Genomic DNA, 4,901 nt, shown 5'->3' on the forward strand with positions numbered 1-4,901 from the left:
GTCTGCGCCTGGCCGGAGCCAGCGCCAAGCTGGTCGACGCGATACAGCTGATGGAAGGCAATCTGGAGCAGCCCATTCCAATGGACACGATAGCGAGAAAGATTGGCATATCCCGACGACAGCTGGAGCGCCTGTTTCACGGCTATCTGTCAACCACCCCCAGCCGCCACTATTTGAACCTTCGGCTTTCCCGCGCTCGTCAGTTGCTGGATTCCACCGATCTTCGAATCTTGGAGATTGCCATTGCTTGCGGCTTCGAGTCGCCGTCGCATTTTTCGAAGAGCTTCCGCGAGCATTTCGGGCAGGCTCCGAACTCCGTTCGGATAGTCGCCGGTGCCGGAATAGAGCCTCTATGAGCATTAGCAACGTGTCGCGCGCCGCGGCGGCGTCGCTCCTCAGGAGCTACGACAAAAGGATGTGGAGCAAACAAGGTGAAGTTTGAATCCGGGAATGGAAAGATCATGCGGTCAGCTTCTTTAAGGGCTTGGGGGGACGAGACAAGTCCCCCCGAGCATTTGCACAAGCGCCAACGCCGGCTCTCCTCGCAAGGAGTATCACTGATCAGTTACTCTTCTCCCAATTATACTCACCGTTCAGGTAAAAGATTTCGGGGTCGAGACCCAATGCCGCTTTATTCGGACGCGCTGCACTTTGTTGGGCGAACCGAACCACCTTGTGCACATCGTGGTCCTTCTCATCCCCGTACTGCTCATTGACCCGGTAGACCCTGTTGAACAGGGTCGAGATCTCTTCGCCGTCAATGATGAAGTCAGGGGATGGATAACCAGAGATCAATTGCGCCAAGGCATCGAAATCGTGCTCTTTCCTGAGTGTCCGAAAATCCCTGTTGAGCCTTTCAGCGTATGCTCTGAGAGTGTCTTCCGTCAACTGGTTTGACGACGCATTTGCCACGGCCGCCGTCTTGCACGAGAGAGGACTAAACTCACTCGAGTCGCCGACCCAGATTTCGGTGGCACCAGCACACATGAGAGTGCCAGCGCCTTTGCATGGACCCAAAGCGAAGACAACGACCCCATGCCAATACTTGCTCTTCAGGTAGCGCATGACCTTATAGGCGAACTCGGCACTTCCTCCCGTTGTAGTAAGGAAAATGTAGAGGACATTTCCGGGATCTTTTCGCTTCTCCGTCTCCCTGATGACGCGTTCGAGCAGTTTGCGATCAATTTCAGAATTAATATAAAGCAAGTCGGCATCCCATATGTCCGCCAGACCATTAGCGGCGTTCTCCAAGCGTTCAGAAAGCTGCAATTGTAAACCTTTCCATCTCAAGTGCCGATGCGCCCAATGCGACGGCTTCGCACTCTGAGATGGAGACGCTCCTCAGGCGTTTTTAGAGTAAAATCTCACTCATCCTATAGTAATAACTTTCTGCACTCATCCTATAGTAATTCAATTGAAAGGCAAAACTGCCTTCTCCAAATATGCAGCCTCGCAGCGTGGCCTCCTGATACTCAACACACTTATCCCTGACCAAGGGCGCGTCCCAACTCAGCCGAGCCCCGAACCAATCGAGGAAGAACGTTGACCAGCAGGTTCAGCGCCGCGCCATCTGCAAATGAGGTTACAAGTGACGATTTTCTTCAATGAAGCGCCAAAATACTGGGTCCTTGGCAAGCCCGCGATCCCCCTTCGGGTCGGTTTCAAGAACCCGTGGATCGATGCATGGCAGGTCTTTGCCGATCGTATGCCCACCGAACACGAGCAGAAGCTCTGGCTCACCCAGAAGGGCAACGGCAACATCGGTCTGCCGATGGGAGCCGCTTCCGGCGTCGTTGCAATCGACATCGACAGCGACGATGCTCGTGTCCAGCGCATCGTCGAGCAGCTCCTGCCCGCATCGCCTTGGCGCCGTGTCGGTCGCAAGGGAGCGGTCTTGGCTTACCGCTTCGAGGGTGAACGGACATTCCGCATCAAGGACTCGAAAGGCCAGATGCTGCTGGAATGCCTCTCGAAAGGCACACAGATCGTGCTCCCGCCGTCGATCCATCCCGATACGGGCAAGGCCTACACCGCCAACTGTGATCTGACGGAGGTCATGGGGTCGCTTCCCGCCCTCCCCAAGAATGTGGAAAGCATGCTCCGTGAGGCTCTGAAAGCCGAGGGCATTGAGCTCTCGAGCTCAGGCAACACCAAGATCACGTCCTTCGTGCCCGCCGGCGCGCGCGACAATGCTCTGGTTTACAACGCCGGCCTGCTCGCTCGAGCGGTCACCCGCGGCGAGCGCACCCTGCTCGAAGCCATGGGCGAGATGAAGGCCTGGGTGGAGGGCTACACTGAGAAGGTGGCCGGCGATGACGTCGACGTTGGCAAGGCCCAGACTAAGGTCGTTGACTTCCTTATGCGGGACGTCTTGGGCGATAAGCGCAAGGCCCTTCCGATGGGCTGGGACGACGGTCTGACGTCCGACGACAAGGAAAAGCTTGGCCTCGTCATCACCGACGAGAACGAGCAGTGGGACAGGGAGAGGATCGTTAGCCACCTCATGGGCGAGTTCGAGCGTCACGTGACACCTGACACTGCTGGTTGGACGCGCGCCACTGAGGTCGCCCTTGACCGCATTGCCCGCAACCATGACCTGGGCAACATCGACGAAGAGCGGATCCTGAAGTTCATCGTCTCCCAATCCAAGGGGTCGGTCACGGTCACCACGCTGCGCAAAGAGCTCCAGAGGCTTCGCGCCGGCGACATCACTGGCACTGACCACTCCGAGATCGCGAAGGCCGCGATCAAGGACCTGGAGGCCTTCGGGAAACTGAAGCACCACATGGGTCAGTTCTGGCAGTGGAAGGGCGCGGCCTGGCAGACGGTCGATCAGAACGTCTTCGTCAAGCACCTAGCCGACGAGTACAGCGCGCTGCCGGCCTGCAAGCGGTACGCGGACATATCGCAGATTGTGAAATTGATGGCCGGTCTCCTGGCCGCGCCACTTCAGACGGTCGAATTGACCGGCATCAACTTCGCCAATGGCTTCCTTACAGAGGACATGCAACTCCGGGAACACTCACCGGAACACGGCTGCACTTATGTCCTGCCGTTTCGCTACCAAGACGACAGCCGTTGTCCACAATTCCTCCAGATGCTGGATGACTGCTGGGGAGACGACCCAGACTACCGCGACAAGCTGATGGCTCTGCAGGAGGCCTTCGCCGTGACGCTAATGGGCATCGCCCCTCGTTTTCAGCGAGCAATCTGCCTGATTGGTCAGGCGCACAGCGGCAAGTCTCGCATCTTGGAGATCCTAAAGGGGTTGATGCCGGACGGTTGTCATTCTGCGGTTGCGCCGACCGATTGGGGCGACAAATTTATGCCGGCACAGATGGCCGACAAGCTGGTCAACTTCGCCGGCGAGATCTCCGAGAAGCGTGACATATCTGGCGAGCACTTCAAGCAGATCATTGAAGGTCAGGAGATCCAAGCCCAACATAAGAACAGCCAGATTTTTAAGTTCCAACCCAAGGCTGCGCATTGGTTCGCCTCCAATCACACTCCTAAAACCAAGGACACCTCGGAGGGGTTCAATCGTAGATGGTTGTTCCTGGAGTTTCCCCGCCGGATCCCTGACGAGAAAAAGATTATCGGCATCGACCAGATCATTCTCGCCTCCGAGCGCGAACAGATCGTGGCATGGGCTTTCGCCGCGTTGCCGCGTCTGAAGCAGAAGAAGGACTTCACTCTGCCGGCCAGTCACAACGCGCTAATCGACGAGATGGCTAACCAGAACAATTCTGTCCGCAATTTCCTGTCCCAGTCCCCTCGCCTCCGCGTCGGAAAGAGCCGGCACAAGGGCATGGAAACCTCCAAGATCCGAACAATTGGGAAGGCGCTGTTTGACGAGTACTGGGCTTACAGCGCTATGGCTGGCGGGGTACAGCGAGAGAGGGAGAGTCGGTTTCATGCATTGATGAAAGAGCTGGCCCCGGCCTTTGATTTCGAGCGGCTCAGTGAGACGGAGGACGGGTGCAACGTCTATGTCTACAAATACGTCACCGTTGTAGGGGCGATAAGGTGACCGCTATTGGGGACGAACTAAGGTGGCGGATCGAGCCCTGCAGGTTGTCGTTAACCGCCTGTGTTAAGGAACACGTGGGGTGCGTCGTTAGATCCTCCTACGCGCTGCGAGCCCGGCGAAAAATTTCCTCCAGCATCTCGCGCTTGAGCCCCACCGCCCTGACGTCTTCCTCAGTGGTTTCGCCTTTTATGAGACCATGGACCTCCAAGTCGATCACCTCAAGTTCGCACTCGTTGAAATGGCCCGAATTATGAACTCTGGGGTCGCGCCAGGCCGGTCTAGGGTCTCCATCGTACTTGAATGGTTTTTCTCGAACTACCTTGTAATGGTGAGGCTCAATGCACCGCTCGACACCACAAGTGTTGCGGACTTGAATGGCCTCGTGGTTAACCTCCAGAAGCACGCGTGCTGGGTTCCCAAAACCCTTAAGGTAGGGTCGTCTCCGTTTGAGGCGACCAGTCCAGATCAGGTGGCCATCATCGCGACGGGCAAGGCGGTCGATACGAACGCGAACAGGAATCTTCTGTGGTGCCATTTGAGCGCTCCTTGCTGGCACCGCTGATGTGGGGCGTTAGGGAGGGCAACGCGAGGTCGTTTTTGAAAATGGATATAGAGATCTTTTCCTATAGTATTTCCTTTTCCTGTCAGGTTTGAAACAGAAACAGTATTTACCCCCCTATCCCTAAAAAGGAAAAGAGGGGGAGTGGGTGAAACCACCCTCGGCCTTATTGTGAGGAAATTAAATCGCAACAGGCGATTCCTTCTTCTGGGTTGGCAATGGCCTTCTGTGCTTTCCTGAAGCGTTTCGGCAGCACAGCCAGATCAACAGCGAGATCGGACTCTCAGCATTTGCAGGCACACGCGTTAAAGA

Annotated in this window: 4 protein-coding genes; 2 read left to right on the top strand and 2 right to left on the bottom strand. The window is 56.3% G+C overall.

Annotated elements, in window-relative coordinates; genetic code table 11:
• Positions 1-356, top strand: a 356-nt coding sequence (locus EOD07_RS22385) for a helix-turn-helix domain-containing protein (protein WP_127237012.1), incomplete at its 5' end; no start/stop codon positions are given.
• Between the two features lie 205 nt (positions 357-561).
• On the opposite strand, the gene EOD07_RS22390 is transcribed toward EOD07_RS22385, so the two are convergent.
• On the bottom strand, positions 562-1,269 hold the full coding sequence (locus EOD07_RS22390) for a hypothetical protein (protein ID WP_127237013.1): 708 nt from the start codon (positions 1,267-1,269) through the stop codon (positions 562-564).
• Positions 1,270-1,588: 319 nt separating this feature from the next.
• On the opposite strand from EOD07_RS22390, the gene EOD07_RS22395 reads away from it, so the two are divergent.
• Complete coding sequence (locus tag EOD07_RS22395) at positions 1,589-4,030, top strand: phage/plasmid primase, P4 family (RefSeq protein WP_164772430.1); 2,442 nt, start codon at positions 1,589-1,591, stop codon at positions 4,028-4,030.
• A 97-nt stretch (positions 4,031-4,127) separates the two neighbouring features.
• Here EOD07_RS22395 and EOD07_RS22400 read toward each other — a convergent pair whose 3' ends face one another.
• Positions 4,128-4,565, bottom strand: a complete 438-nt coding sequence (locus tag EOD07_RS22400; RefSeq protein WP_127237015.1) for a hypothetical protein — start codon at positions 4,563-4,565, stop codon at positions 4,128-4,130.
• Between the last annotated feature and the right edge of the window lie 336 nt (positions 4,566-4,901).

This window comes from Mesorhizobium sp. M2C.T.Ca.TU.002.02.1.1, assembly GCF_003997225.1.

Bases quoted from the DNA above. Each gene is read 5' to 3' on its own strand.
- EOD07_RS22400 (WP_127237015.1), bottom strand. From the start codon at position 4,565: ATGGCACCACAGAAGATTCCTGTTCGCGTTCGTATCGACCGCCTTGCC.